The 26,478-nt window shown below is 36.5% G+C and carries 21 protein-coding genes, 1 pseudogene and 1 riboswitch; of the genes and pseudogenes, 9 read left to right on the top strand and 13 right to left on the bottom strand.

The features are described 5' to 3' along the window. The 3 genes from P8I29_00110 to P8I29_00120 all read left to right on the top strand — a co-directional run. Window positions 1-201: MazG nucleotide pyrophosphohydrolase domain-containing protein (locus P8I29_00110; GenBank protein ID MDG1916207.1), on the top strand; the 201-nt coding region annotated here is incomplete at its 5' end. A gap of 189 nt (window positions 202-390) precedes the next feature. Beyond that, window positions 391-759 (top strand): hypothetical protein, encoded by a 369-nt coding sequence (locus tag P8I29_00115; GenBank protein MDG1916208.1) that lies wholly within the window; start codon window positions 391-393, stop codon window positions 757-759. A 4-nt stretch (window positions 760-763) separates the two neighbouring features. Beyond that, window positions 764-1,186 (top strand): hypothetical protein, encoded by a 423-nt coding sequence (locus P8I29_00120; protein ID MDG1916209.1) that lies wholly within the window; start codon window positions 764-766, stop codon window positions 1,184-1,186. On the opposite strand, the pseudogene bioB reads toward P8I29_00120, so the two are convergent. The 7 genes and pseudogenes from bioB to atpD form a co-directional block, all read right to left on the bottom strand. Next, a pseudogene (gene bioB / locus P8I29_00125) lies at window positions 1,176-2,275 on the bottom strand (biotin synthase BioB). The gene P8I29_00120 and the pseudogene bioB sit on opposite strands and share 11 nt — an antisense overlap. A gap of 31 nt (window positions 2,276-2,306) precedes the next feature. Then, window positions 2,307-3,473 (bottom strand): beta-ketoacyl synthase N-terminal-like domain-containing protein, encoded by a 1,167-nt coding sequence (locus P8I29_00130; GenBank protein ID MDG1916210.1) that lies wholly within the window; start codon window positions 3,471-3,473, stop codon window positions 2,307-2,309. Window positions 3,474-3,489: 16 nt separating this feature from the next. Next, window positions 3,490-4,755: an adenosylmethionine--8-amino-7-oxononanoate transaminase gene (bioA, locus tag P8I29_00135; protein MDG1916211.1), complete on the bottom strand. Its 1,266-nt coding sequence runs from the start codon at window positions 4,753-4,755 to the stop codon at window positions 3,490-3,492. After that, window positions 4,755-5,366: a dethiobiotin synthase gene (gene bioD, locus P8I29_00140; protein MDG1916212.1), complete on the bottom strand. Its 612-nt coding sequence runs from the start codon at window positions 5,364-5,366 to the stop codon at window positions 4,755-4,757. The genes bioA and bioD overlap by 1 nt, the downstream gene beginning before the upstream one ends. Then, window positions 5,363-6,430, bottom strand: coding sequence for a pyridoxal phosphate-dependent aminotransferase family protein (locus P8I29_00145; GenBank protein MDG1916213.1), 1,068 nt, complete (start codon window positions 6,428-6,430; stop codon window positions 5,363-5,365). Before P8I29_00145 ends, bioD begins: the two co-directional genes overlap by 4 nt. 71 nt (window positions 6,431-6,501) lie before the next feature. Further along, window positions 6,502-6,738, bottom strand: a complete 237-nt coding sequence (gene atpC / locus P8I29_00150) for an ATP synthase F1 subunit epsilon (protein ID MDG1916214.1) — start codon at window positions 6,736-6,738, stop codon at window positions 6,502-6,504. A gap of 10 nt (window positions 6,739-6,748) precedes the next feature. After that, complete coding sequence (gene atpD / locus P8I29_00155; protein ID MDG1916215.1) at window positions 6,749-8,257, bottom strand: F0F1 ATP synthase subunit beta; 1,509 nt, start codon at window positions 8,255-8,257, stop codon at window positions 6,749-6,751. Between the two features lie 157 nt (window positions 8,258-8,414). On the opposite strand from atpD, the gene P8I29_00160 reads away from it, so the two are divergent. Together P8I29_00160 and P8I29_00165 are read left to right on the top strand one after the other, a co-directional pair. After that, window positions 8,415-9,341, top strand: coding sequence for a bifunctional riboflavin kinase/FAD synthetase (locus P8I29_00160; protein ID MDG1916216.1), 927 nt, complete (start codon window positions 8,415-8,417; stop codon window positions 9,339-9,341). 61 nt (window positions 9,342-9,402) lie between these two features. Next, window positions 9,403-10,404: a hypothetical protein gene (locus tag P8I29_00165; GenBank protein ID MDG1916217.1), complete on the top strand. Its 1,002-nt coding sequence runs from the start codon at window positions 9,403-9,405 to the stop codon at window positions 10,402-10,404. Window positions 10,405-10,456: 52 nt separating this feature from the next. On the opposite strand, the gene P8I29_00170 is transcribed toward P8I29_00165, so the two are convergent. The 5 genes from P8I29_00170 to P8I29_00190 all read right to left on the bottom strand — a co-directional run bounded on the left by P8I29_00170 (window position 10,457) and on the right by P8I29_00190 (window position 14,925). Next, window positions 10,457-12,661 carry a TonB-dependent receptor gene (locus P8I29_00170; protein ID MDG1916218.1) on the bottom strand — a complete coding sequence of 735 codons (2,205 nt, stop codon included), beginning with the start codon at window positions 12,659-12,661 and terminating at the stop codon, window positions 10,457-10,459. A gap of 53 nt (window positions 12,662-12,714) precedes the next feature. Beyond that, window positions 12,715-12,805: riboswitch (TPP riboswitch) on the bottom strand. A gap of 23 nt (window positions 12,806-12,828) precedes the next feature. After that, complete coding sequence (locus tag P8I29_00175; protein ID MDG1916219.1) at window positions 12,829-13,332, bottom strand: ATP-binding protein; 504 nt, start codon at window positions 13,330-13,332, stop codon at window positions 12,829-12,831. A gap of 3 nt (window positions 13,333-13,335) precedes the next feature. Then, window positions 13,336-13,596, bottom strand: coding sequence for a YkoF family thiamine/hydroxymethylpyrimidine-binding protein (locus P8I29_00180; protein ID MDG1916220.1), 261 nt, complete (start codon window positions 13,594-13,596; stop codon window positions 13,336-13,338). Beyond that, the gene (locus P8I29_00185) at window positions 13,574-14,347 is read right to left on the bottom strand and encodes a geranylgeranylglyceryl/heptaprenylglyceryl phosphate synthase (GenBank protein MDG1916221.1); all 774 of its coding nucleotides are present in this window, start codon (window positions 14,345-14,347) and stop codon (window positions 13,574-13,576) included. The genes P8I29_00180 and P8I29_00185 overlap by 23 nt, the downstream gene beginning before the upstream one ends. Before the next feature lie 14 nt (window positions 14,348-14,361). Beyond that, window positions 14,362-14,925 (bottom strand): 4'-phosphopantetheinyl transferase superfamily protein, encoded by a 564-nt coding sequence (locus P8I29_00190; GenBank protein MDG1916222.1) that lies wholly within the window; start codon window positions 14,923-14,925, stop codon window positions 14,362-14,364. A gap of 65 nt (window positions 14,926-14,990) precedes the next feature. On the opposite strand from P8I29_00190, the gene ahcY reads away from it, so the two are divergent. Then, entirely contained in the window at window positions 14,991-16,304 is a 1,314-nt protein-coding gene (gene ahcY / locus P8I29_00195) for an adenosylhomocysteinase (protein MDG1916223.1), read from the top strand. Window positions 16,305-16,359: 55 nt separating this feature from the next. After that, a complete protein-coding gene (locus tag P8I29_00200; protein ID MDG1916224.1) occupies window positions 16,360-18,123 on the top strand; it encodes a T9SS type A sorting domain-containing protein in 1,764 nt (587 codons plus the stop codon). Here P8I29_00200 and P8I29_00205 read toward each other — a convergent pair. Then, window positions 18,120-18,530 carry a hypothetical protein gene (locus P8I29_00205; GenBank protein ID MDG1916225.1) on the bottom strand — a complete coding sequence of 137 codons (411 nt, stop codon included), beginning with the start codon at window positions 18,528-18,530 and terminating at the stop codon, window positions 18,120-18,122. The genes P8I29_00200 and P8I29_00205 overlap by 4 nt on opposite strands. Before the next feature lie 127 nt (window positions 18,531-18,657). On the opposite strand from P8I29_00205, the gene P8I29_00210 reads away from it, so the two are divergent. Continuing rightward, a complete protein-coding gene (locus tag P8I29_00210) occupies window positions 18,658-22,320 on the top strand; it encodes a carboxypeptidase-like regulatory domain-containing protein (GenBank protein MDG1916226.1) in 3,663 nt (1,220 codons plus the stop codon). Window positions 22,321-22,342: 22 nt separating this feature from the next. After that, a complete protein-coding gene (locus P8I29_00215) occupies window positions 22,343-26,467 on the top strand; it encodes a hypothetical protein (protein MDG1916227.1) in 4,125 nt (1,374 codons plus the stop codon). The last annotated feature ends 11 nt before the right edge of the window (window positions 26,468-26,478 follow it).

Here is a 26,478-nt window from a genome sequence, read left to right on the forward strand (position 1 = left end):
ATAGCAAGAAAATATGGCGAACAATCGTATAAGGATAGCGACAACTCCGATTTAGGAGAAGAATTAGCAGATGTCTTATTTGTTCTTTTGTGTTTGGCCAATCAAACCGATACCAAGCTGCAAGAAGCCTTTGATAAAAAACTGAAAGTCAAGACAGTAAGAGATGCTGAGCGCCATCTAGGAAATTCTAAACTAAAATAATTAGCTATATTTGACACACTTAATGACGTCTAATCATGAAAAAACGAAGCCCTTTTAACACTACTTCACCTATTCATTTATTATCTACTCTCTTTGCTTACATCTTGAGTTTTGTACGGTGTTATCGCTTTAGTTTTATCTTATAAGATTAACGCCTATCAGAAATAAATAACCTTAAAACTTAAAACAATGAATCAGCTTACAAACCTATACTTTTCAAGTAAATACCGCTTTACTTTTCTATGTATTACCTTTTCGTTCTTGATATTTTTTATCCTTTTAAATCGATCGTTTATTTTTCTATTCTTTTTTGTGAATATGCTCTATATCTTCTTAAAGTATGTCAATAGACCAACATTGACTATTACTGATAATGAGTTAATTCAAGATGGATTTTATTTCAAAAAATTAAAGATAAATGAGCTAGTCGATATAGATACTACTGAATCAAAGGTCGTCTTCAGAACTAATCATGATCAATTAATGATTAAACTCAACTTCGTGGATAGTGATACCAGAAAGAAGTTGTTGAATTTTATTGAAAATCAATCTTTATAGAATTATGGGTAAAGACTTAAAAATTTATTATTCCAAGAGCTACAAGAAGAAATGGTTCATTGCCTTAGCTGTTATATCTATTCTCTATTTGTTAATTGTTCTAATGGTAGACGAACCTTTTCTGCTCGATGTATTACTAGCTCTTTATCTTGTTATAATTGTAGTTTCTTTACAAAAACCTTACTTGCATATTAAAGGCGATCGTATAAGAAGTGGCTATAATATGTCCCAAACATTAAGCCTTTCTAAATTAAAAGGTGTTTTTATTGAAGATGGTGATTATGTATTTAGAGAAACACACAAAGTCTTATATATAAATTTAGATTTAGTCAGCCTAGAGGATAAAAAGAAAGTTATTCGTTTTTTAAAGGAAAAGGAATTGCTAAAGTCTACTTATGATGCCGTTCAAGACTTGTTTAAGATGTAGTTAAGTTGCTTTTTTCTTGCTTAGCTTTTGCTTTAGCCTTCTCGTTGCGTTCAATGCTATGTTCGGGTCTATTCCATTTAACATTACCTTTTGTTGATAAGCATTTCTTGTAGTTTTCGTTGGTCACAGGTTGCTCACCATCTACAAATGGTTCTTTAGGGGTGATGCCCAAAATATCAAAGAGTTTCATGTCTTGGTTAATGTCTGGGTTAGGAGTGGTTAGTAGCTTATCCCCAGCAAATATGGAAGATGCACCAGACATGAAACACAAGGCTTGTCCTTCGTCACTCATCTCAGTTCTTCCAGCAGACAAACGAACTACTGCTTTAGGCATTACAATACGAGTAGTCGCTACCATACGTACCATTTCCCAAATAGATATTGTTTCTTGCTCTTCTAGTGGTGTTCCTTCAACAGCTACCAGCGCATTAATAGGAACAGACTTAGGTTGTGGATTCATATTAGCTAAAGTGACGAGCATTCCGCAACGGTCTTCAATAGATTCGCCCATGCCTACGATACCGCCAGAACATACGCTAATCCCCGCCTTTGAGGCGTTCTCAATCGTTTTTATCCTGTCGTCATAATCTCTAGTAGAAATAATTTCTTTGTAGTGTTCTTCCGAAGTGTCCAAATTGTGGTTGTAAGCATATAGTCCTGCATCGGCTAGGCGTTGAGCTTGTTCTTCTGTCATCATTCCTAAAGTGCAACACACTTCCATTTCTAGGTTGTTGACGGTTTGTACCATTTCCAAAACTTGATCGAATTCTTCGTTGTTTTGAATGTTTCTCCAAGCTGCTCCCATACACAAACGAGATGAGCCATTGGCTTTGGCTCTAAGGGCTTGTGCCTTAACTTGTGAAACGCTCATAAGGTCATTGCCTTCAATGCCTGTATTATAACGTGCCGCTTGAGGGCAGTAGCCACAGTCTTCAGGACATCCACCTGTTTTAATGGATAATAAAGTGCTAATTTGAACTTCAAGTGGATTGTGATTTTGTCTATGAGTCTGAGCTGCTTCATAAATCAACTCATTAGAGGTTTGTTGTAAACGTCTAAAACTTCCTGTAATGTCCAACTTTTATTCATATCGATTGCATTTGTGTAACAAATATAGTTTTTAATCTGCTTTTTGAACTATAATACTGACTGCATTTCCACCAAATCCAACAGCATTAACCAAAATGCTTTTTGGTGCTTTTTGTTTCTGTTCTACTTCCGTTTCGTAAGGGAAAGAAATCAGTTCTTCTTTTTGTAGCATTTCTATTGCTAAATCTAAACTTATGCCGCCAGATGCCCCAAAAGTATGACCGCTTTGGTGTTTGGTGCTTATAAGGTGAGGTGTTTTTTCTCCAAAAATGTTTTGTATGGCTTGTATTTCTGCCTTATCCCCTTGAAGTGTGCCGGGAGCGTGCATTATTATAGCATCTACTGTCTTTAATCCACTATCTTTTAGTGCCATTAGCATACTTTTTTGCATACATTGAGCGTCTGCAGATAATGAGGCGGGGTGTTCTATCTTCTCTGTGGCATAGCCTAATCCAATGATTTTAGCTAGACTCTTCTGACCTTTATCTTTCTCTAAACAAAAAACGGCAGAGCCCTCGCCAAGCACCATAGTATTCGATTGTTTGCTTATTCTGAGTGGAGAACAAGGCCAATCGTTAGTCTTCTTTGAATATATACCTATGCCCCGCATTTGAGCAATAGTAAAGTCGCTAAGTGGTGCTTCGCTACCACCAGCAATGAAGCGTTGACTCATTCCGCTTTTTATCCAAACACAAGCGTTAAGTATAGAGTGTAATGCTGTACTGCAAGTGATGGAATGAGAAAGAGTCGCTCCCTTTGTGCCTAAATCGAATGCTAGCCAAGAGGCAATATTTCCTAATGTTGTAGTGGGCGATACTAATGGTGACATTCTATCGTTGGGTGACTCGATGAAGTGTTTGTGATATTTTTCAAAAAGTTGAGTAGCGCCTCTTGATGAGCCCATATTTATACCAACCTCAGATAAATTGTTCCAATGACTTTCTGATAAGGCTTGACGACCTGCCATTATGCCCAATAAAACACTTTTATCTAACCTTCTGTAATGATTATTTTCTTGTCTTAGCTGGAGTAATTTCTTTTCTGTTTCGGCATTTAATTTGCCTGTTGGCGTATCTCTATCGTTAAAACAACAAATGGTTAAGGCCGATTCTTTACTCTGATATTGAGCCCAAATACGTTCTCTTTCGTGCCCAAGTGCTGACACACTTGCTTTTGCTATTATCAGTATAGGTTGCATGGGGTTCAAAGATACACTATTCGACCTTTTCTAAGGCCTCAAAAATGCTATTATAAACGGTGTTAAGTTCTTGGTCAGTAATGCAGTATGGAGGTAAGATATAAAGCACATTTCCTAGTGGACGCAGTAGCACACCTTTATCAATAAAATACTGGTAGAGCAATTGCTTAACATTACTGGAATATCCTTTTTTATCACTTACAATATCCATAGCTAAAATTGTACCGCATTGCCTGACATTTTTGACCTTCGAATGTTGGGAAATTTTATGAGCAAATTCATGATGCTTAGTAGCAATGTGTTGGATTTTCTTCTGACATTTTTCTTTTTCTAATAATTCTAAACTAGCAATGGCAGCAGCACAACCAATAGGGTTGCCTGTGAAAGAATGACCATGAAGAAATGCTGTACTGAGGTCGTCCCCTAAAAATGAATCGTAAATATCTTGACTGCAAGTGGTTAATGATAATGGTAGGGTTCCCCCTGATAAACTCTTAGATAGACACATTAAGTCAGGACTTTCAGTCAATTGATTGCAAGCAAAATAAGTTCCTGTTCTCCCGAATCCAGTCATTACTTCATCGGCAATACACAAAACCTCATATTCTTTACATAAGGCTATCATTTTGTCAAGTGTTGTGGCTGAATACATTTGCATCCCTGATGCGCCTTGAACTAAGGGTTCAAAGATAAAACAGGCTACTTCTCCGCTTTTCAATTGTTCTTTTAGTGCTGAAAGCGTAGCCTCTTCATCGGATGGAAAGGGTAGGTGTTCTACCTTAAATAAGTAATTTTCAAATGGTGCAGAAAATATGCTTTTAGCTCCTGCTGACATAGCACCAAAAGTTTCGCCATGATATCCACCCTCTAGTGCCAAAATACGATAACGTTTCAAGCCTTTATTTTTCCAATATTGTATGCTCATCTTTAGGGCAATCTCTACGGCTGAAGAGCCGTCTCCGGAAAAGAAAAACTTCTTTTGATTTTGAGGTAGGTAGGTGCTCAGTTTAGAACATAAGTTTGTGGCTGCCTGATGAGTGAACCCCGCAAACATAACGTGCTCCAAGTCGCTCATTTGTTCGTTAACTTTTTGAGCAATATAGGGGTTGGCATGTCCGTGTAAATTTACCCACCAAGAGGAAATAGCATCAATGTAAGTTTTGCCATTTTCATCTATAAGTAGTGTGCCTTTTCCTTTAACTATGGGAATAGGGTTTTCGGCCGTTTTCATCTGTGTGAAAGGGTGCCAAATGTATTGTTTATCATCTTTAGAAATGCTCATTACTTGATGTGTTTAAACTGTTGAGCAATTGTTTTAACACTGTTTTTATCTATTTTATCTATTTGCGGAATTCTCCCCAAAAGCTTAAGTCCTGTTTTAGACAAAATAATATTTTCAGTGTCTTTGTTTTCGTCACCATTAAAGATGATGCCCTTTATTTTTAGCTCTCTGTTTTCTAGGGCTTCCACACTCAATAAAGTGTGGTTGATACTACCCAAATAATGCTGACTTACTAATATGGTTTCCGCTTTAAATTGAGCAATTAAATCGATAATACAATCGGTGTCATTAAGTGGAACGTGTAAGCCACCAGCTCCTTCAATAATTAATCGATTTTGTGTTTGAGGAAGTGTGCAATTAGCCGTTTGAATTTCAATGTTTTCTCTTTGGGCTGCAGCGTGTGGTGACATGGCTGCCTTAAGCCGATAACTTTCTTGGTGAAATTGGCTTTTGTTATTGGAGATGAGGGCTTTTACTTTTAGAGTGTCACTATTTTCTAATTCACCAGATTGTATGGGTTTCCAATAATCGGCTTCTAAAGCTTCGACTAATATGGATGAAGTTAAGGTTTTGCCTATTTCTGTTCCTATGCCTGTTACAAAATACCTCATTGAAATGAATTGATTTGTTGGCAAAGGTTATAAATTTCTTCTTTAGTATTGAAAGAATGAAGACAAATTCTTAAACGCTCTTGACCGATAGCTACGGTTGGGTGTAGTATGGGTCGTACGTCTAAATGGTGTTTTGATAATTGTATAGCGGCTTTTTTAGTAGGGCTATTACCGCCAATAAGAACGCATTGTATTGCCGAATTACTTTCTATAAGCTTAGTGTTTTTACAATTCGCTTTAAAGTATGCTATGTTTTGTTTTAGTTTTTTTCTTTCTTCTGTGTTTTCAATATTTTGATATGCCCAGCTAATGCGTTCTATAGCGTGAGGGGGCAAGGCGGTTGTATAAATGAATGGTCTAGAAAAATTGAGTAGGTAATCGTGTAATAACTGACTGCCTACAATAGCGGCGCCATGACTTCCTAATGCTTTTCCATAGGTGTATATACGAGCAAAAGTGTCTATATTTTGGCATAAGCCCTGACCTTTGTCTCCAAAAATACCAAAAGCGTGTGCCTCATCAACAATGAGTTTTGCGTCGTATGTTTTACAAATTGAAGCTATTTTTTCTAGAGGTGAATGATCGCCATCCATTGAGTATATACTTTCAACCACTACAAAGGCTTGTCCAGTAGCTTGTTTTAATTTTTCTTGTAGCTGAATTGTATCGTTGTGTTGGAAGGCAAAACTACGTGCTAGTCCTAATCGTATGCCATCACGTATGGAGGCATGGCACAGTTGGTCGTAGATTACAGTATCTTCTTTTTGAGGAATACAAGAGAAAAAGCCCAAATTAGCATCGTATCCTGAATTGAAGATTAATGCCGCTTCTGTTTGGTGGCATTTTGCAATTTCTTTTTCTAGTAAAAGGTGCAATGGGGTGTTTCCGCTTATCAGTCGGCTACCAGTACTGCCCATCGCTTGTTGATTAGGGTTTTGTTTTTGGGCAAATCCTAAGTAGTCGTTAGAACAAAAATCGACCAAGCCAGAAGTTATGCTTAGCTGACGAAGAGAGTTGTTTTTCTCTCTTTCAGATAATTTATTTTTTAATTTGTCCTCGAACATATACGTCCAAATATAGCATAAAAAAAGAGGGTTACTAAGTAGCCCTCTTTAAATTACAAATAGTGAAAACGTTATTCAGCAAGAACAATAATCTTATTGTTTTGCATTTCAATTACACCACCATTGATTTCAAAAAGTTCAGTATTGTTGTTAGTGTCAATAACTCGAACATTGCCTTTTGTTAAAGTAGAAATGATAGGAGCATGGTTGTTCAAAATTTCAAACTTACCATCAACTCCTGGAAGTTGAACGGAGCTTACTTGCCCTTCAAATACTTTGTGTTCAGGTGTGATAATTTCTAATTGCATCTGTCAATAATTATTTAGCTTCTGCTAACATTTTTTCACCTTTTTCTTTAGCTTCTTCAATAGTTCCAACTAGGTTGAAGGCAGCTTCAGGATATTGATCCATTTCACCGTCCATAATCATGTTGAAACCTTTTATCGTGTCTTGTATATCTACCAATACACCTTTAAGACCAGTAAACTGCTCTGCTACGTGGAATGGTTGAGATAAGAAACGTTGTACACGTCTAGCTCTAGATACAGCCAATTTATCTTCGTCAGATAATTCTTCCATACCAAGAATAGCGATAATATCTTGTAACTCTTTGTAACGCTGTAAAAGCATTTTTACTTTTTGGGCACAATCGTAGTGCTCATCACCTACTACATCTGGAGATAGAATTCTTGATGTAGAATCTAATGGATCTACCGCAGGATAGATACCAAGCTCAGCAATTTTTCTTGAAAGTACTGTCGTTGCATCCAAGTGAGCAAATGTTGTTGCAGGTGCAGGGTCTGTCAAGTCATCGGCAGGTACATATACTGCTTGTACAGATGTAATAGAGCCGTTTTTAGTGGAAGTAATACGCTCTTGCATCGTTCCCATCTCTGTTGCTAGAGTTGGCTGATAACCTACTGCTGATGGCATACGACCTAGAAGTGCTGATACCTCAGAACCAGCTTGAGTAAATCGGAAAATATTGTCAACGAAGAATAATACATCACGACCTTTTCCTTTTCCATCACCATCACGGAAGTATTCCGCTAATGTTAGTCCTGATAAAGCCACACGAGCACGAGCCCCTGGAGGTTCGTTCATCTGACCGAATACGAAAGACGCTTTAGAGTCGCCCATTTTAGAGGCATCTACTTTAGATAAATCCCATCCGCCTTCTTCCATAGAGTGCAAGAAATCTGGGCCGTAATCAATAATACCAGACTCTAACATCTCTCTTAATAAATCGTTTCCTTCACGAGTTCTTTCACCTACACCAGCAAATACAGATAAACCACCGTGTCCTTTGGCGATGTTATTAATTAACTCCTGAATAAGTACTGTTTTACCTACACCAGCACCACCAAACAAACCAATCTTACCACCTTTTGCATAAGGCTCGATAAGGTCAATAACTTTGATACCAGTGTATAATACTTCTGTTGAAGTAGATAAGTCTTCAAATTTTGGTGCTTCACGGTGAATAGGAAGTCCATTCTCACGGTCTAAATTTTCCATACCGTCAATAGCTTCACCAATTACGTTAAATACACGTCCTTTGATATGCTCACCAGCAGGCATTTTAATTGGTGCGCCTGTAGCGACTACTTCAACGCCTCTTTTTAATCCGTCAGTAGAATCCATGGAAATGGCACGAACTGTATCTTCTCCAATGTGTTGTTGACATTCTAGGACTAATTTTACACCATTATCTTTAGTTATCTCTAGAGAATCATAAATATCTGGTAATCCTGCTTCGTTGTTTTCGAAAGTAACATCGACAACTGGTCCGATGATTTGTGAAATTTTACCTTTATTCTGTGACATCTTGTTATGCTTAATTATTTCAGTTAAATATAGGTTTAAATCCTATGTTAATTTCGGGCAAAAATACGTGAATTATTTAGTTTGTCGCAAAGATTTATTCAATAAATTAATTAGTACTTTTGAACAAGGTTTTAACATTCAAAATAGAAATCAAAATTTGAAGGTATATCATTCCATTTCTGAGTTCAAAAATGTAAGTCGTCCTATCCTAACTACAGGTACTTTTGATGGTGTTCATTTTGGTCATAAAATCATTATTGATCGCCTAAAAGAGATTGCTCAAAAACAAAAGGGAGAAACGGTTTTGCTGACTTTTTCTCCGCACCCTCGAATGGTTCTTTTTCCTGAAGATCATCAGCTTCAGTTGATTAATACTATGGAAGAAAAAATTAAACTGCTGGAAGAAGCGGGAATAGAGCACTTAATTATACATCCATTTACTAAAGCATTCTCACGTACAACCTCTATGCAATTTGTAAGGGATATTATTGTTAACCAATTGCATACCCACAAGCTCGTTATTGGCTATAATCACCATTTCGGAAGAAATAGAGAAGGCTCTTTTGAACACCTTAAAGAATACGCTCCTTTGTATGGCTTTGAAGTGGAAGAAATATCGGCCCAGCTAATCGATGATGTTAGTATCAGTTCTACCAAAATTCGCAAGGCTCTTTTGTCTGGAAATGTTTCAAAAGCATCTGAGTATTTGGGTTATAATTATTCTTTTCAAGGGCGAGTTGTGGAAGGCAAAAAAATAGGAAGAACTATTGGTTTTCCAACCGCTAATCTTTCTATTTCTGATGAAACTAAGTTGATACCTAAAGATGGTGTTTATGCCGTTAATGTTGAGGTCAAAGGGCAATTGCACAATGGAATGATGAATATTGGAAACAACCCTACCGTAAAAGGAAATCAACAAAGTGTTGAAGTTCATATTTTTGACTTTGATTCTAGTATTTACGATCAACTTCTTAGAGTGTATTTCGTTTGTCGTTTGAGAGATGAAATCCTTTTTGAAAATCTTGATGACTTACAAAATCAATTGCAATTAGATAAGGCTAAAGGTCTAGAGGTTTTGAGATAGCTTTTTTTTTGTAAATTAGTTTCCCTTTTAAAAGCCTATTAATATAAAAAAGCTAACCCTTATGGCTGTGCTGTGTCTAGCATTGTCTTTTTTTTCTTGTAGTAAAGATTATCCTATTGAACCTATTCCAGAACCCATTTTTAATACCAATTTGCCTTCTTTTCCATTGTCGTATTTGTACATAATAGAAAAGGAGTATGATTTGTTACATTCCACTGATTTTAAGCAAAGTAGGGAACACTATTTTGAGAAACGATTAATTGAATTATTTCCAAATACAGCATATGATGGAATGACTCGTGAATCAAAAGTTGAAGCCGAACATTTTGAGGAGTCCTATAACCAATATATTAAGAGTGTCACTAATTATAGTATGCTTACCAACTCTGTGGACTCTTCTTTAATGGTTGAAGAATATCAGCCATATATGTCTTACGAACAAGAGGTTATTAATATGAATTTATCTCATTCAGAAGTGGTTGCTTTGAGTGTTTGGGATAACATAGCATTACTTCAGTTGAATAAGAGTCAAATGGATAGTGCATTTCACGCTTTTGGCCGATTTTGGATTAATGATGTAAACATCTCTTATATGCTTATCCCTTTAGCAATTGCAGTTGAGTATTCTGTTTTTAGGATACTACAATCGAGGATTAGAGCTCAACAAAAAGCAGAATTTTATTTTCCCAATGCTTTAGGTAGTGGCTGTCGGGGCGATGCGTTTAGGCATGTCTATGTGAGTATGATGTTGAGAAGGTATTTGGGGTGTTCGGGTTCTGCTATGGTTATGTCTACTTATGAACGTTTAAATTCCAACCCTAAAGTCAGTGATAAATATATGGATCTACATAATAATAAAGTAGGTAGAGGCCGCAAATATTGGTCGTTTAGAGGCGGGTATTTTAAACATCGCTACGATTGGGAAAGGTGGGCTGTCAATACCAAAAACTACATTAATAATTTGCAAAACGGTGCCGATATGGATTGGGAGAGTGGAAGTTTAGAAAGTTGTGAGTCCGATGCTGAAAAGGTGTCTTCAAAAAAGTATATCTATTATAGATAATCACGCCCTTCAATTCGATCAAAGGGCGTGATTGTAGAATTTATATTAGCCTCTAAAAGCCGAGTGTCAGTCCCAATAAAAAGTTTCTTTTAGCTTGAGGAAAATATCCTGCCATATCGTAGCCGCCATCACTATTAGCCGTTACATATGGGTCGTCAGGTCTTGGGTCGTAGCCGTCAGATTTGAAGCGGTAAATCCATGCGTTGTTGACATAGTTTTCATCCAATAGGTTATTGATTTGAAAGCTTAATTTTGCCGATTTGAATAACTGACTTTTTATGTTCCATATCATTCTTGCATGATGAACTAAATAGGAATCAAGTTTTCTGTCATCGCTTGAGGTGTTATCAATATACTGTTCATCTACATATTTTGAAATGAATTGCAAGTCGATATTATCTTTGAATTGGTAGTCCAACTTACTTGACCAAATCAAATCAGGAGAAAATGCAATAGTTGTGTTGGAATAAGTATTAATTTCTTGTCCCCAAGTATGCCAATTATCTACATATTCGGTATAGTGAGCAATGGTGTTTTCGCTAAACGATGCGTTAGCAGACCAGTTTAACTTTTCAATGATTTTAAAGGCAGCTTCTAGTTCTATACCTTTTCTTTCGCTATAGTCCACGTTTTCTCTAGTATATGCGCCTACATCGTTTATTTTACCTGTCAGTATGAGTTGGTTTTCATAAATCATATAGTATGCCGTTGCAGAGAAAGCAAACCTGTCACCATTTAATTTATAACCCAGTTCTGTATCGTACAAAGTTTCGTGTAATGGTCTTGAGTTAGGAGAAGATTCTACAAAATCCGCACGGTTGGGTTCTCTGTTTGCTATAGCAAAAGAGGCAAAGGCTGAAGAGTTAGCATCGATTTGATAAAAAGCACCGAATTTAGGGTTGAAAAATTCAAAATTTACAGTGTCGTTTCTTTGGGCACCATTTTCATCTTTCCCCAAAAAAGAATAGTCAATTTGGCGGTGCTGCAAATCAGCATAAATGGTGATGTCATCGCTGTAATTATACAACCCTTTAGCATATACATTAAAGTCCGTTTTAATACCATCGTTGTCATAATATATGTGGTCGATTGTACTGTTGCTAGCATATTCGGCCCAACGGACAACACCATAATGTCTGCCGTCATAAGTATTCCACCCACCACCAATGGTATAGTCTAGTTTATCTGCTGAATTGTTATAAGAAAATATAGCGCCATAAAAATCATTATCTAACCATTTTCTTCTAATGAGGTCTGTTTCAGTGAGTGTGTCGTTACCAATGGTAACATTATTCAATCCGTAGTCGGCAAAGTCTTCACCACTTTTGTATTGCTCATAGTAGCCTTTGCCCTTTGTGTAGTGTAAGCCTAAACTATAACTAGCATCTTTGTCAACTTGCTTGGAATAATGCAATAAGTAATGGTCTTGCCAATAGTTGTCTGTTTCGTTTTCATAAGTGTATGAATTGAAAGTTCTTAGACTATCGTTATCCAAATAGGAGAGGGGTACTCCATTCCATGCCTGATAGGTTTTTTCTTTTCCTGAAATTACGCTCAGTTTAAGAATGTCATCACTGCCATAGTAAGCTCCAGAAAGGTATAGCGATTTGAGGTCAGAGGTAGCTCGGTCGATGTAGCCGTCAGAGCTAATTTTTGATAATCTACCGTCTAAGGTAAATTTATCGGCAAGCAACCCTGTGCCAAATTCAATATTGTTTTTGAGTGTGCTATACGATCCTATTGTATTGTTTGTAGTAGCATAGGGTTTTGCTCTTAGCGATTGCGTTTTTAGGTTTACGCTTGCGCCAAAAGCACCAGCTCCATTGGTTGATGCGCCTACACCCCTTTGGATTTGAATATCTTCGACCGATGAAGTGAAGTCAGGCATATTGACCCACCATACCCCTTGCGATTCAGGGTCGTTTAGTGGGATGCCGTCAATGGTCACATTGATTCGTGTTGGGTCGCTACCACGTACCCTAAAACCAGTATAGCCAATCCCTGCCCCAGCATCTGAGGTGGTAACTACAGAAGGGGTTAGTGACAACATATAAGGGATGTCCTGCCCTAAGTTCTGCTCTTCCAACTCCTCTTTGTTGATGTTGGTAAATGACATGGGTGTTTGTTGGGAAGCTCTCAAGGCCTTAATTTTTACTTCTTGAAGTTCCGGATAAATAATGAGTGTATCGGCATTTTGTGCAGATAGCGTTAAGCTAGTGAGCAGTAGGCTCAAGCTTAAAATAGTTTTGATTTTCATCTTTTAGATAATTTGCGTTAAACACTACCAACTGCACGGAGTTGCAGTCGGATAATTATGTTAAACTCCCTTCCCTTCCAAGAATTACCTTGGCAGGTTCGATGGGTATAATCTCAGCCTGTGAAGGCACCCCGTAAAGACAGGGCAAATCTACCATTTTTTATAGACTATTTGTTTAAATAGTCTAAAATTTCAATTGCAGATTCGAGTCTGTTTTGACCTCTGATAATAGAGTAGGGTTTGTTGAGCTTATTAAGTTCGCCTTCATAGATGTCGAAGAGTTCTTGACGGTGATTTGGGTGCTCCCTTTGTTGGTCTTCTTGCCAAGGCAAATCGATGTCACACAGCAGATAATAGTCATAATAACGATTTTGTATTTGCTCTAAAATCCAAGGATGGCAGTTGCCGTATTTGAATTCGCTCCATACTTTACAAACGATGAGGTCTGTATCGCAAAATAAATAGTCGCCTTGTGGCTTTGCAGTATTTTCTAGTGTTATTTGTTTTTTGGCAATATTCAGAATATCGTCTTGAGTGTATGAGCGCTCCAAATGGTCAATATATTCTCTAGCGCACTCTTCCACGATGGCGGTGTTGTAATGCTGTCCTAATGCTTTTGTAAGACTACTTTTCCCAGTGCATTCTGGGCCTATAACAACCACTTTTTTCATTAGCTAAAAGCTAGGCTTTTCTTGCAAATGGGCATTAATGACTTTCATATTGAAGACTACTTTGTTTTGCATTAAAAAGTTGTTCTTCATCTCTTTATTAATGGCAGACATTACATTGTCATAATCGCCAAACACTTGTGTACTCATGCCATTAGTTTCTAATGTGATGAATGGATGTTTTCTGAGGCTTTTAATAAAATGTGTAATCAGATTGATGTAGTTGTTGTCGAGAGGGTACATGCTAATTTCTACTGAGCACTTCATTGTTTTTCATGGTATTATATTGGTGGATAGATTGAGCAATTTCTTCTATAAGGTTAGGGTTTTTTTCTATGCTGTTGCCAACAACAATAACATCTGCTCCTGCTTGGCAATTAGCGACTGCTTTTTCTGCGCTACAAATACCACCGCCAATAATTAAGGGTACGTCCAAAGACTGACTCACCATACTAATCATAGACTCAGAAATAGGGTTTGTGGCGCCGCTTCCACCATCCATAAAAATGAGTTTAAGTCCTAGCATCTCACCAGCCATAGCTGTACAAAGTGCTACATCGTTTTTGTCATGAGGTATAGGCGTGGTATTACTCATATAGGACACCGTAGTTGGTTTGCCGCTATCGATAAGAATGTAGCCAGTAGATAGCACCTCTAAATTAGAATGTTTAAGGATAGGAGCAGCAATAACTTGATTGCCGATGAGCATGTCTGGATTTCTTCCAGAAATCAAGGATAAAAATAAAATACCATCAGCATCTTTATTGACCTGCATAGAGTTTCCAGGAAAAATCACTACTGGAATGGTGCAATTAGATTTAATAGTTTCTATACAATGAGCAAAACTACCATTAGTTAAAAGGCTTCCACCAACAAAAATTAAATCTACTTTAGCTAGTACAGATCTTTGTATAAGCTCCAGTAATTCTTCTTTGTTTTGTTTGTCAGGGTCAATTAAAACCGCAAACAATTTGTTGCCTTTTTGTTTATTTGATGTTATGTAATTGTAAATATTCATCGCTGCAAATGTAACTAATCAAAATAATACACTAGCCAATGTTCTTTAAATTTTTCATATTTCAATTGGTAATCTTGTTCAAAAATAGAACATTTTATAGTGTTCTTTTCAATGCTATATAGGATTATATCTTCTGAAAAGTTCACTTTGCCTTTCTGATGTATTTTATACAAACATTCTTTAGCACACCACATAAGAGTTGCTATATCCTCATTTTTTGCTAGTGCAATCTCTTCGGCACTCAAGAATTTATTTTTTAGTCGAAATGCCTTTTCACTTATGGGCTCAATGTCAATTGCAGCTATGTTCTCTGCTATTATGCACGCTAAAAAATCCTTGGAATGAGATAATGAAATGGCTTTTTTATTAGACAAAATCGGTGCACCGTATGAGTTGTGTGATAAGCAGACTTTGGGGTAAAGTTGTTTTATCAAATTTTGAGTGGCCAATTTTTCTCTTTCTCTTTTGGTTTTACTGCTGAAAGAATTAACGTCTTTATCCCATGAACATAGCTCATCTACACCTTCAATTATTAACTGAAATTGAGCTTCAATTTTTAAAAATAAAAAATCTGTCATCGAAAGGCCAATATAAGTCAAAATGAGGAGTTAATTTCGTATTTTTGTACCCTAAAATTTAACAAATGGAAACTAAAGTGGAAAAATTAACTTATAAAGTCAAAGATATCTCCCTAGCAGAATGGGGAAGAAAAGAAATTGAATTAGCTGAAGCAGAGATGCCAGGTCTAATGTCATTAAGAGAAGAGTTTGGGGACAAAAAACCTCTGAAAGGAGCTCGTATTGCTGGTTGCTTACACATGACCATACAAACAGCAGTTTTGATAGAAACCCTCATAGAATTAGGTGCTGATGTAAGCTGGTCTTCGTGTAACATATTCTCTACCCAAGACCATGCAGCGGCGGCAATAGCTGCAGCAGGTGTTCCTGTTTATGCATGGAAAGGAATGAATGAGGATGAGTTTAATTGGTGTATTGAGCAAACCTTATTTTCGTTTGAAGGAGACAAGCCATTGAATATGATTTTAGATGATGGTGGTGATTTAACAAATATGGTATTTGATAAGTATCCTGAGTTAGCAGAAGGTATTAATGGTTTGTCAGAAGAAACAACAACGGGTGTTTTACGCTTGTTTGATAGAGAAAGAAATGGCACCCTATACACGCCAGCAATAAACATTAACGATTCTGTGACTAAATCTAAGTTTGATAACAAATACGGTTGTAGAGAATCTTTAGTGGATGGTATTCGCCGTGCTACTGATGTTATGATTGCAGGTAAAGTTGCTGTTGTAGCAGGTTTTGGTGATGTGGGTAAAGGTTCTGCTGAATCTTTGAGAGGAGCAGGTGCTCGAGTTATTGTTTCCGAAATCGACCCGATTTGTGCATTGCAAGCTGCAATGGAAGGTTTTGAAGTTAAGAAAATGTTAGACGCTATTCCAGAGGCTGATATAATTGTTACTGCAACAGGAAACAAAGATATCATCAAAGGTGAGCATTTCGAAATTATGAAAGACAAAGCCATTGTATGTAATATTGGTCACTTCGATAACGAAATCGATGTAGCTTGGTTAAACAACAATTGGGGAGATAGCAAAGACACCATTAAGCCTCAAGTAGATAAATATACTGTTGGTGATCACGATATTATCTTATTGGCTGAAGGCCGTCTGATTAACCTTGGTTGTGCAACTGGTCACCCTTCATTTGTAATGTCAGCATCTTTTACCAATCAAGTTATAGCTCAGATGGAATTGTGGAATCATATCGATAACTACGAAAAGAAGGTGTACACTTTGCCAAAGCATCTTGATGAAAAAGTAGCACGTCTCCATTTATCTAAAATTGGTGTTGAGTTAGATGAACTCACTACCGATCAAGCGGACTACATTGGAGTTCCAGTTGTTGGGCCATACAAGCCAGACTATTACAGGTACTAAACTTGTAAATTATAAAAATATATCATAATCTTGTTGTGCTTAACAAGATTATGATATGTTTAAATCTACTTTTTTTTCAATAGTTTTCACTTTTGTAAGTGTTTACCTTCACGCTCAATGTATTCCTGACGAGGACTATATTCCTATTGGAGCAAATTATGGATTATCTCCTGACACACTATCGGTAGGATACGTTAATCAAAATTACGATCAAGATTTAACTTTTGTTTTGCCAGTTGATACCTTGGTTGAAATTGAGGGTTTTGGAGAACCGCTGATAGCCTTTGAAGACTATCATATTAGTTCTATTTCTTTACCAATTGGCCTCTCTTGGGAGTGCAACAATTCTGACAGTCAATGTCATTATAATCCATCTGTTAGTCAGTACGGTTGTGTAAATATATACGGTATGCCTCTCGAATATGGGGAGTTTGATGTAGATGTTACTGTTGTGGCAACGCATGAGTTGTCTTGGGCGGTTGGTCCAGAGGAAATTATGTTTAGTTTGCCTTTAACAATTCTTCCTAACACATCGGCTAATGACGGTTTTGCAATGTCTAATTTTTCAGGATGTGCTCCGCTAACAGTATATTTTATAAATAACAATCCCAATAATGCGGCTTATTCTTGGGACTTTGGCAACGGTAATCAGAATGGCTTAGAAAATCCGTCAGCTCAATTATATACAGATCCAGGAATGTATGAAGTTCATTATTTGGCGTATTCATCTACCGAAACGCTCCATTTTTTGTCCTCAATACAGGTAAGTAATGCTTCGGGATGGGGCGGCGATATAGACGATGCTTTTGGAGCATTAAACCCGGATCCATATTTCAAATTGTTTGACGGTGATGGCAATGAAATATACAGTTCCAGTGTAGAAGTCGATAATTCCTTTCCTGTTTTATGGACTTTAGATAATATAGCTTTGTCTAACCAAGATTATACCATTCAAGTATGGGATGAAGACGGAGTAACTTCAGATGATAATTTGGGTTCTGTGAGTTTTAATGGTTTTTCTACCTCTTCGACGTTAAATAATGGTGACCTGGTAGTAGATTATACTATTTTAGAAATTGAGCCCTCGCCAATTGCTGATGTTGTGGATACTATTTATGTTTATGAATCACCTAATCAATTCAATATCAGTTTTGATGAGCTAAATACTGTGTTGTCCGTTGATTCAGACTCACTAAACTTAAATTACCAGTGGTATTACAATCAAAGCCCTATTCCTAACGCTAATAGCTTAAATTACTCACCTGTTTATTCGGGTTTTTATTATTTGCTACTAACTAATGAATTTGGGTGTTCGTCTCAGTCTGAAGAGCTTTTGGTAGTAATTTGTGAAGATGACTACAGCCCAGATATTGACGTCAGTTTTGATACGCTAAGTTATATCCAATCTTCCATTTATGAATATCAATGGTTGTATGAAGGGGTAGAAATTATGGGAGCTAATTCTTATATGCTAATAGCACAAGATGAAGGGAATTACAGTCTGTTGCTTACTGACCAATGGGGATGTAAATTTGTTTCAGAAGATGTGTTTTTTAGTACGGCATCTCTTTACGATTATGCGAGTAATAAATTATCTGTTTTTCCTAACCCTGCAAATGACTATATAGATATTGTCATAGATAGTAAACATTCATTTACTTTTTTGGAATTGTATGATATGCAAGGGCGAAAAGTGTTTAGTCAAGAGTTGTGGGGTGTTAAACATCGTTTAGACTTAAGAGCTCTTACAAGGGGTGGGTATATTTTAAAATTACATTCTAATGGTCAGCAATTAGCTAAGCGTATCGTTCTGAATTAATTAGAAATATATACATAGGTTCCATCGAAACTAGTAACGTATTGTTTTAGTGGGAGTAAGGCTGGGCCGCTGAAAGGCGTGCCATCGTCTAGTAGAAAATTAGAGCTGCAACAGCTGTCCGTTAAAAAGCTTGGATTTAGCTCGTCATTTAACTGAATTACCTCACAATTATTTGAAGGCCTGTAAGAACATGCTCTTTCAAAAGCGACGTATTCGTTGCTATTTTTATGATAAATTATGATTCCTCTAACACCATAGACTTCTGGAGTATAAATAGCGCTGCCGACGCCTCCAAGTTCAGAGGCTTGAATTCTAAAATTTACCGGCACATTAGGGATTATATTTTCATCCTTAGTACAAGATAGAAGCCCGATAAATATCAAAAGGAATGTAAAGAATTTGTTCATGATTGGTCTTTTTATTTCGATATGTAAGATTACAAATTTTTTGAATTAACTTTTAGATAATCTTTATTTAATGTCTATATTTACGGACTTTAGTTAAAGCAGAATATGAATAGAATTTTATAAAACTATGTTCAATAAATTGTACTTGCTTGTAGTGGGCTTAATTTTCACTAGCTCATCAATATTTGCTCAGTCGGGCTCTTTAGAAGGAAAAATATCAGATAAAAATACAGGAGAAACGGTGCCATTTGCCAATGTCGTTGCCAAGAGAAATGGTAACCAAATTGCAGGTGTTACCACTGACTTTGATGGAAATTATACCATTAAACCACTTGATCCTGGTACTTATGACTTAATAGTGTCTTTTGTAGGATATGGTCAAGTAACTTTGGAAGGTATTGTCGTTTCTTCAAACAAAATAACCTTTAGAGATGTTCAATTGTCTGAGGGTATTGATATTGAAGAGGTTGTGATTAAAGATGAAAAACCTCTTTTAGATCCAGATAACCTTGGAGGTAAAACAGTTACCAGTGAAGAAATTCGATCTATGCCAACTAGAAGTGTCACTTCTGTGGCGGCAACTGCGGCAGGTGTTTATCAAAGTGACGAAGGTTCTTCTGTAAATGTGAGAGGTTCTCGTTCTGAAGCCACTGATTATTATGTGGATGGAGTCAAGGTAAGAGGTAGTTTAGCTCTACCCCAGAGTGCTATTGAACAAATCACAGTTATGTCAAGTGGTTTATCTGCAATGTATGGTGATGCTACTGGTGGTATAATTAGTGTAACTTCAAAAGGACCATCGAACCAATTGTATGGTGGTGCTGAAGTTGTATCTTCTCATTTATTCGATGACTATAATTATGGACTTGTTGGTTTTGGCTTGTCTGGTCCAATATATAAGGAGATAAAAGAAGATGGTTCTAAGGGTAGAGCCATATTAGGTTATTTCTTAGCAGGTGAATTTAGAAATATAGACGACAACAGTCCGTCTGCAGTAGGAGTATGGAAAATAAAAGATGATGCGTTGACTAGATTAAAGGATAATTTATTTGTTGCAGTGCCTAATCAACAATCTTCTTCTATCGGATTGCTTAGTAATGCCACATTCCTAAGAGATACAGATTTTGAAAATGTTCAAGCTAAAATGAACACAAATACAAATGGATTTAATCTTTCTGGTAAGTTAGATTTTAAGCCAACCTTAAAAACAAACTTGACTATTGGTGGTGCTGTTAGTCATTCGGTAGATCGCCCTTTTGTTTATACCTATTCATTATTGAATTGGGATAATAATCCTGAAGAAGAAAGAAACACTTGGAGGACATATGCTAGATTTACCCAAAGATTTGGTGCTCAAGAAGGCGATGAAGAATCAGCTTCTAATATTAAGAACGCATACTATAACTTAACAGTTGACTACACCAAAAATGATTTTGAAAGAAGAAATCCTAATCATGGAGATAACTTGTTTAGATATGGTCATGTTGGTAAGTTTAAAACTTACAAAAACAGATTCCTATCTTTTGGTCAAGATACAGCTAGTGGTGTGTTTGGTTACATCCACAGGGGCTTTTCTGATACACTAATGACATTTGACGGTAGTAACTCGTCAAATCCTGATTTAGCTGCATATACCCAGCAGTATTATGATATGTTTAGAGAAAACGAACTTCAGAGTTTGTCATTTGGAGGAAGTAATAACAGAGGTGTCATAAGAACTGCTAACGATTTAGGTGAATTAGGGCTTTTAAATGGTCAAGGCCCAAGGAATGTATATTCTTTATACTATAACTATGGCGATCAGTACGGTTCTTATGGAAAGCAAAAAGCTGAGCAATTCTCTATAAGAGCTAATGGTTCAGCCGATATTAAAGATCATGCTATTCAGTTTGGTTTTGAGTATGAAAAAAGAACAGATAGAAGTTGGTTTGTTAGTCCTATGTCGCTGTGGGGTCTTGCAAGGCAGTTGTCAAACTTCCATATTCAAGAGTTAGATTTAGCTAACCCTCAATTTAATCCATTGGGGACTTATGATGAGATATATTATGATCGTTTAGTAAATAGTGAGGCTCAATCACGTTTTGACGCCAACTTGAGAGAAAAATTCAATATTGCTGATGACGAGTTTATTGATATTGATTCATATGATCCGGAGCAATTATCTATAGATATGTTTAGTGCCGACGAATTAAACGAAAACAGCTTAATATCTTATTATGGATATGACTATAAAGGAGAACTGTTAAATTCTTCCTCATCTATAGAAGATTTCTTCTCTAAAAGAAATGACAACAACGATTTTACTAGAAATATTGGTGCATTTGAACCTATTTATACAGCAGGTTATATTCAAGATAAATTTGCCTTCGATGATTTAATTTTTAGTGTCGGCTTACGTGTTGATCGCTACGATGCAAACCAATCTGTTTTAGCCGACGAATATTGTCTGTATGATACATATTCTGCAGGTTCTAACACTACTTTATTGAGTGGAGACTATGTTAAGCCTGTTGGTATCGGTGATGACTATGTTGTTTATGTAAATGACTTGGATAATCCTACTGAAGTAGTGGGTTATAGAAATGGTCAAGATTGGTTTGACCAAAATGGAGAAGCTATCAATGATCCTAAAGCACTTGCTCAATCATCAACCACAGGTCAAATCACACCATACTTAGTCAATTCAGAAGATAGTATTCCTGTATTTAAAGATTATGAGCCACAGACAGAATTCTCACCAAGAATTTCTTTCTCATTCCCTATTTCCGATGAGGCTCAATTCTTTGCTCACTATGATATCCTTACACAAAGACCACCTTCTGGAAACAGATTAGAACCAATTGACTACTTATATCTTGAAGATAGGGTAAACACATTGGTAAATAACCCTAACCTAAAATCTGAAAAAACAGTAGATTTTGAATTGGGATTTGCTCAGACTCTTAATTTAAATTCTTCTCTTACTCTTTCGGCTTTTTACAGAGAGTTAAGAGATATGATTCAGATTGTTAAGACCAATTATTCTTACCCTATATCTTACCTTACTTATGGTAATATTGACTTCAGTACTGTTAAAGGGTTTTCTGCTTTGTATGAATTAAGAAGAAGCGGAAATATTTCAATGTCTGCTAACTACACCCTTCAATTTGCAAACGGTACAGGTTCATCTGCTAGTTCAGGTTACAGCTTAGTCAATTCAGGTCAGCCTAACTTAAGAACAACTATTCCACTGAGTTATGACCAAAGACACGCTTTCAATTTAAGTATGGATTATAGATTTGATGATGGTAAAGATTACAATGGTCCTGTATGGTTTAATAAACAAGTATTTGCCAATACTGGTGCTAACTTTATTGTTATTGCTGGTTCAGGTACACCTTACTCAAGACAGTCTAATATTACTCAAGATGGTGCTTTTGGAATTAATCAAAGGTCTACATTAGATGGTAGTTTAAATGGTTCTCGTAACCCATGGACAGTGAGGATTAATACCAAGATTAACAAAAAGTTTACTGTTGATGTTGGTCAGTTAGATAATAAAAAGAAATTAGGATTCAATGTTTACCTACAAGTACAAAACTTGTTAAATACGAAGAATGTAAGATCGGTTTACCGTGCTACAGGAAATCCTGATGATGATGGTTATTTGTCAGATGCTTCAGCACAGACAGATATCAATGCTCAAAATGATCCACAATCATTTAGAGATATGTATTCGATGAAAATTAATAACCCATCAAATTATAGCTTGCCAAGAATGGCACGTTTAGGAATAGAAATTAACTTTTAGTCTAAGATAAATTAATATAGACATGAACAAAATAGTATTAGTCGTTTTAGCAGGTATATCTTCTTTAACATTACTCGCTAAGGAAAATGTAGGAACATCCGGATCTAATTCACAATCTAGCTTAGCTAGGGTTGCAGCTGACTGTACACCTTCACAAGCCATGACAGATTTGAATATCAATAATGTTAGAACTACCATTATGGGTGGTGGTGACATGTGGTGGAACTTAAGTGATGCCAGATATGAAATTCCTAAAAACAGTAATAAGCACTCTATGTTTGCTGGTGCTTTATGGATTGCAGGTATTGATGCTGGTGAGCAACTGAAAGCTGCAGCCATGACTTACCGTCAGACAGGAAATGACTTTTGGACTGGTCCTTTGGATGATAATGGAGATATTAGTTCAGAAACCTGTGATGACTACGACAAGCATTTCAGTATTACTCGTCAGGAAGTGGACGAGTTCATCGCATGGTATAATGATAATTCTGCCTATCCTAATTATACAGTGCCACTAAGTATAATCAATTGGCCTGGAAATGGTATTGATGGCGATTACCAATTTTTGGCACCTTATTATGATGCTAATGATGATGGTGAATACGACCCTAATGATGGTGATTATCCAAAATACGATATAGACGGAAATTTGGATTGTAATGAAGATGACCTTATCTATGGTGATCAAACTCTTTATTGGATATTTAATGATAAAGGAAATATACACTCCGAAACAGGTGCTGACCCTATTGGTTTAGAAATTCGTGCTCAAGCCTTCGCTTTTGCTACGAATGACGAAATCAATAATATGACATTTTATAATTATAAAATCATTAACAAAGCAACCATTCAGTTAAATGATGCCTATTTTGGTCAGTGGGTTGATCCTGATTTAGGAAAATACGATGACGATTATGTCGGATGTGATGTAGCTAGAGGTTTTGGATATTGCTATAATGGCGATGACAATGATGAAGGTGCAACGGGCTATGGAACAACACCCCCAGCTATTGGAGTTGATTTTTTCCAAGGTCCTTTAGCCGATATAGATGATGGTATTGATAATGATAGAGATAGTATAATTGATGAGCCAGGTGAACAAGCAATCATGTCACGTTTCGTTTATTATAATAATGACTTCACTGTAACTGGTAATCCTGAAAATGGACAACACATTTACAACTATCTTGTAGGAAAATGGAAAGATGGATTAGATATTACCTACGGAAGTACAGGTCGTGGTGGTTCAACTCCTGCTAAATTTATGTTCCCTGGAGATACAGATCCTTATGGATGGGGTACAGACGGTTTAATCACAAGTGCTGATTGGGACGAGCCAGATGGGTGGACAGAAAAAAATTCTGGTAATGACCCTGCCGATAGACGTTTTGTACAGTCTGCAGGTCCTTTTACTCTTGAGCCTGGTGCAGTTAATAGAATTACTACAGGTGTAGTATGGGCAAGAGCTACTGCAGGTGATAACTTAGCATCCGTAGAGTTAATCCGATTAGCTGACGATAAAGCACAAGCGTTATTTGATAATTGTTTCCAAGTACTTAACGGTCCAGATACTCCAGATGTAGGTATTATTGAATTAGACCAAGAGTTAGTACTTAATTTATCGAATGGTACTACTTCTAACAACTTCTTAGAAGAATACATAGAGTTTGACCCTTTAATTATTTCACCTCCAGGACAAACATGGGATCCATACTTTAGATTCCAAGGATATCAAATCTATCAATTAGCATCTGTAGCAGTTAGTGTTACTGACTTAGATAACCCTGATTTGGCTCGTTTAGTTTATCAATGTGATATTGAAGATACCGTTGAAAATTTGATAAATTATAACTTCGACGTTTCCATTGGAGCAAATGTCCCTACACTTGAGGTTTCAGCTACTAACAATGGAATACAACATTCTATCTCTATTACCGAGGATCAGTTTTCTTTAGGAAATAAGACTTTGGTTAATAATCAAGCTTACTATTTTATGTCTGTTGCGTACGGATATAACAAATACAAAGATTACGATCCGACAAATCCTAATAAACTTGATGGTCAGCAAAAACCTTACAAAGCTGGTCGTAAAAACATTAAGGTTTATACGGGTATTCCACACAAGCCATTTACTACACAACTCAATGCTAGTGTGGGTGATGGTGTAGAATTGAAGAGAATTTTAGGTGCAGGAAATGGAAGTTTTGAACTTGCATTAACTGAAGAAACAGAAAATGAAATTTTAACATCTGCTACTCATTCTTCTGCTGAGCCTGTGTATCAAGCCTCTCTAGGTCCTGTTGACGTTCAAGTCGTTGACCCAAGATACTTGACTCAGTCTGAGTTTGCATTGAAGATGTACGGAGAATTATATAACGCTTCTTCTTCAGACCCTAGACATATTGTCTTAGACCAAAATAAAAGTAAGTGGGAATTAGTTAATTTGAATACTAATGAAAGCATGGTTGCCGATGCAACTATTGGTGATGGTAATCAACAACTATTCACCAACTTTGGCTTTTCTGTTGAGGTTAATCAAGAAAACCCACCTGCTTGGGATTATTTAAATAATGTAGCTAATTATGACGAAAGTAATCGTCTTATCTCGTCTTCTATTGAATTTGCTGACGAATATAACCCGTGGTTAGGTGGTGTAAGAGATGTAGATGAAGAAGATGGTGAAGTTTCAGTATCTAATACTTTCCTTTGGGGTAGAAACTGGATACATGCAGGATCTTATTCAACCGCAACTCACCCAGTATTTAACGATATTGACGGTGACCCTGATGGAGTTTTTGAAGATGTTGTTAATGGTACTTGGGCACCATATAGATTAGTTTCTCCTTATTTAGACGGACCAGGGTATACCATAGATCAAAACTTTTCAAATACATCTTACTCCATTCCACAATCTCAGTCTGGAAATAGAATGAGAAATTTACAAAGTGTTAAAGTGGTTATTACAGATGATAATACAAAATGGTCTAGATGTGTAGTTTTAGAATCACAAGACAGCCCTGTGTTTGCCAAAGGCGGTGCAGCAAAACTTGATTTACGTACCGATGAATCTGTGGGTAAAGACGGTAGTCCTGATGGTACTGGAACAGGAATGGGTTGGTTCCCTGGTTATGCTATTAACAAAGAAACTGGTGAACGACTCAATATTATGTTTGCTGAAGATTCTTGGTTGTCATCCGATAATGGTGACGATATGGTATGGAATCCTTCAACTAGATTACAAACTCAAATACCTACTTGGGCAAATGGTAGTTATTACTTAGGCGGTAAGCACTTTATTTATGTACATTCTTCCAAGTACGATGGTTGTGAACAAGCTAAGTTAGATTTGGCTTCTCCAAGTTCCAAGTTAAGTTTCTTTAGAAATATGATGTGGACATCAGTACCTATGTTAAATGAAGGTTATGATTTGTTATCATCAGATGTTACTATAAACATAGATGTTTCTAGAGAATATAGAGAAATGGTTGAAGTTGATGAAACAGAATACACAGACAATATCTCTATAACAACAGAATCTACTCCATTAAAAGATTACTTATCTAACTATGATAGATTATTTGCCTATGAAATAACTTCAATCTCTGTATCCGATTCAGTTAAAGTGAATGACGATTGGAGACAAGCGGGTAGTCTTGGTGATATCTATTATGTCGATAAAGTTAGTGGTGGTACACAAAGTTCCCCTGTAACGATGACAGTTTCTTACAAAAAAGTAAACTATCCTAATTATCGTTTTTCAACTGCAGGTATTGCACCTACTGTTTTAACTGAAGAAAACCTAGTAGATTCAGTTATGGACTTAATCAACGTAGTGCCGAATCCATACTATGCATATTCTACTTATGAAGGTGTAGAGAATGGTGGTCAGTTAGATACAAGAGTAAGAATTACTAACCTACCTGACGAGTGTGTTATTTCCATATACACTATTAATGGTTCATTAATAAAACAACTTAATAAAGATAGTCAAGGTTCTGCATCAATTGATTGGGACTTGAAAAATCAAAAAGGTATTCCTATTGCAAGTGGAGCATACATTATAAATGTAAGTGTCCCTAGTTTAGGTAAAGAAAGAAATTTAAAATGGTTCGGTGTGTTACGTCCAATTGACTTAGACACCTTTTAATATTTAATTGT

Source organism: Flavobacteriales bacterium (assembly GCA_029248105.1).
In the GTDB taxonomy this organism is placed as follows: Bacteria; Bacteroidota; Bacteroidia; order Flavobacteriales; family UBA7312; genus UBA8444.

Bases quoted from the DNA above. Each gene is read 5' to 3' on its own strand.
- atpC (MDG1916214.1), bottom strand. From the start codon at position 6,738: ATGCAATTAGAAATTATCACACCTGAACACAAAGTATTTGAAGGGCAA.
- P8I29_00120 (MDG1916209.1), top strand. From the start codon at position 764: ATGGGTAAAGACTTAAAAATTTATTATTCCAAGAGCTACAAGAAGAAA.
- P8I29_00185 (MDG1916221.1), bottom strand. From the start codon at position 14,347: ATGAATATTTACAATTACATAACATCAAATAAACAAAAAGGCAACAAA.
- P8I29_00215 (MDG1916227.1), top strand. From the start codon at position 22,343: ATGAACAAAATAGTATTAGTCGTTTTAGCAGGTATATCTTCTTTAACA.
- P8I29_00145 (MDG1916213.1), bottom strand. From the start codon at position 6,430: ATGTTCGAGGACAAATTAAAAAATAAATTATCTGAAAGAGAGAAAAAC.
- bioD (MDG1916212.1), bottom strand. From the start codon at position 5,366: ATGAGGTATTTTGTAACAGGCATAGGAACAGAAATAGGCAAAACCTTA.
- P8I29_00170 (MDG1916218.1), bottom strand. From the start codon at position 12,661: ATGAAAATCAAAACTATTTTAAGCTTGAGCCTACTGCTCACTAGCTTA.
- P8I29_00175 (MDG1916219.1), bottom strand. From the start codon at position 13,332: ATGAAAAAAGTGGTTGTTATAGGCCCAGAATGCACTGGGAAAAGTAGT.
- P8I29_00200 (MDG1916224.1), top strand. From the start codon at position 16,360: ATGTTTAAATCTACTTTTTTTTCAATAGTTTTCACTTTTGTAAGTGTT.
- P8I29_00210 (MDG1916226.1), top strand. From the start codon at position 18,658: ATGTTCAATAAATTGTACTTGCTTGTAGTGGGCTTAATTTTCACTAGC.
- ahcY (MDG1916223.1), top strand. From the start codon at position 14,991: ATGGAAACTAAAGTGGAAAAATTAACTTATAAAGTCAAAGATATCTCC.
- P8I29_00180 (MDG1916220.1), bottom strand. From the start codon at position 13,596: ATGAAGTGCTCAGTAGAAATTAGCATGTACCCTCTCGACAACAACTAC.
- bioA (MDG1916211.1), bottom strand. From the start codon at position 4,755: ATGAGCATTTCTAAAGATGATAAACAATACATTTGGCACCCTTTCACA.
- P8I29_00130 (MDG1916210.1), bottom strand. From the start codon at position 3,473: ATGCAACCTATACTGATAATAGCAAAAGCAAGTGTGTCAGCACTTGGG.
- P8I29_00190 (MDG1916222.1), bottom strand. From the start codon at position 14,925: ATGACAGATTTTTTATTTTTAAAAATTGAAGCTCAATTTCAGTTAATA.
- P8I29_00115 (MDG1916208.1), top strand. From the start codon at position 391: ATGAATCAGCTTACAAACCTATACTTTTCAAGTAAATACCGCTTTACT.
- P8I29_00165 (MDG1916217.1), top strand. From the start codon at position 9,403: ATGGCTGTGCTGTGTCTAGCATTGTCTTTTTTTTCTTGTAGTAAAGAT.
- P8I29_00205 (MDG1916225.1), bottom strand. From the start codon at position 18,530: ATGAACAAATTCTTTACATTCCTTTTGATATTTATCGGGCTTCTATCT.
- atpD (MDG1916215.1), bottom strand. From the start codon at position 8,257: ATGTCACAGAATAAAGGTAAAATTTCACAAATCATCGGACCAGTTGTC.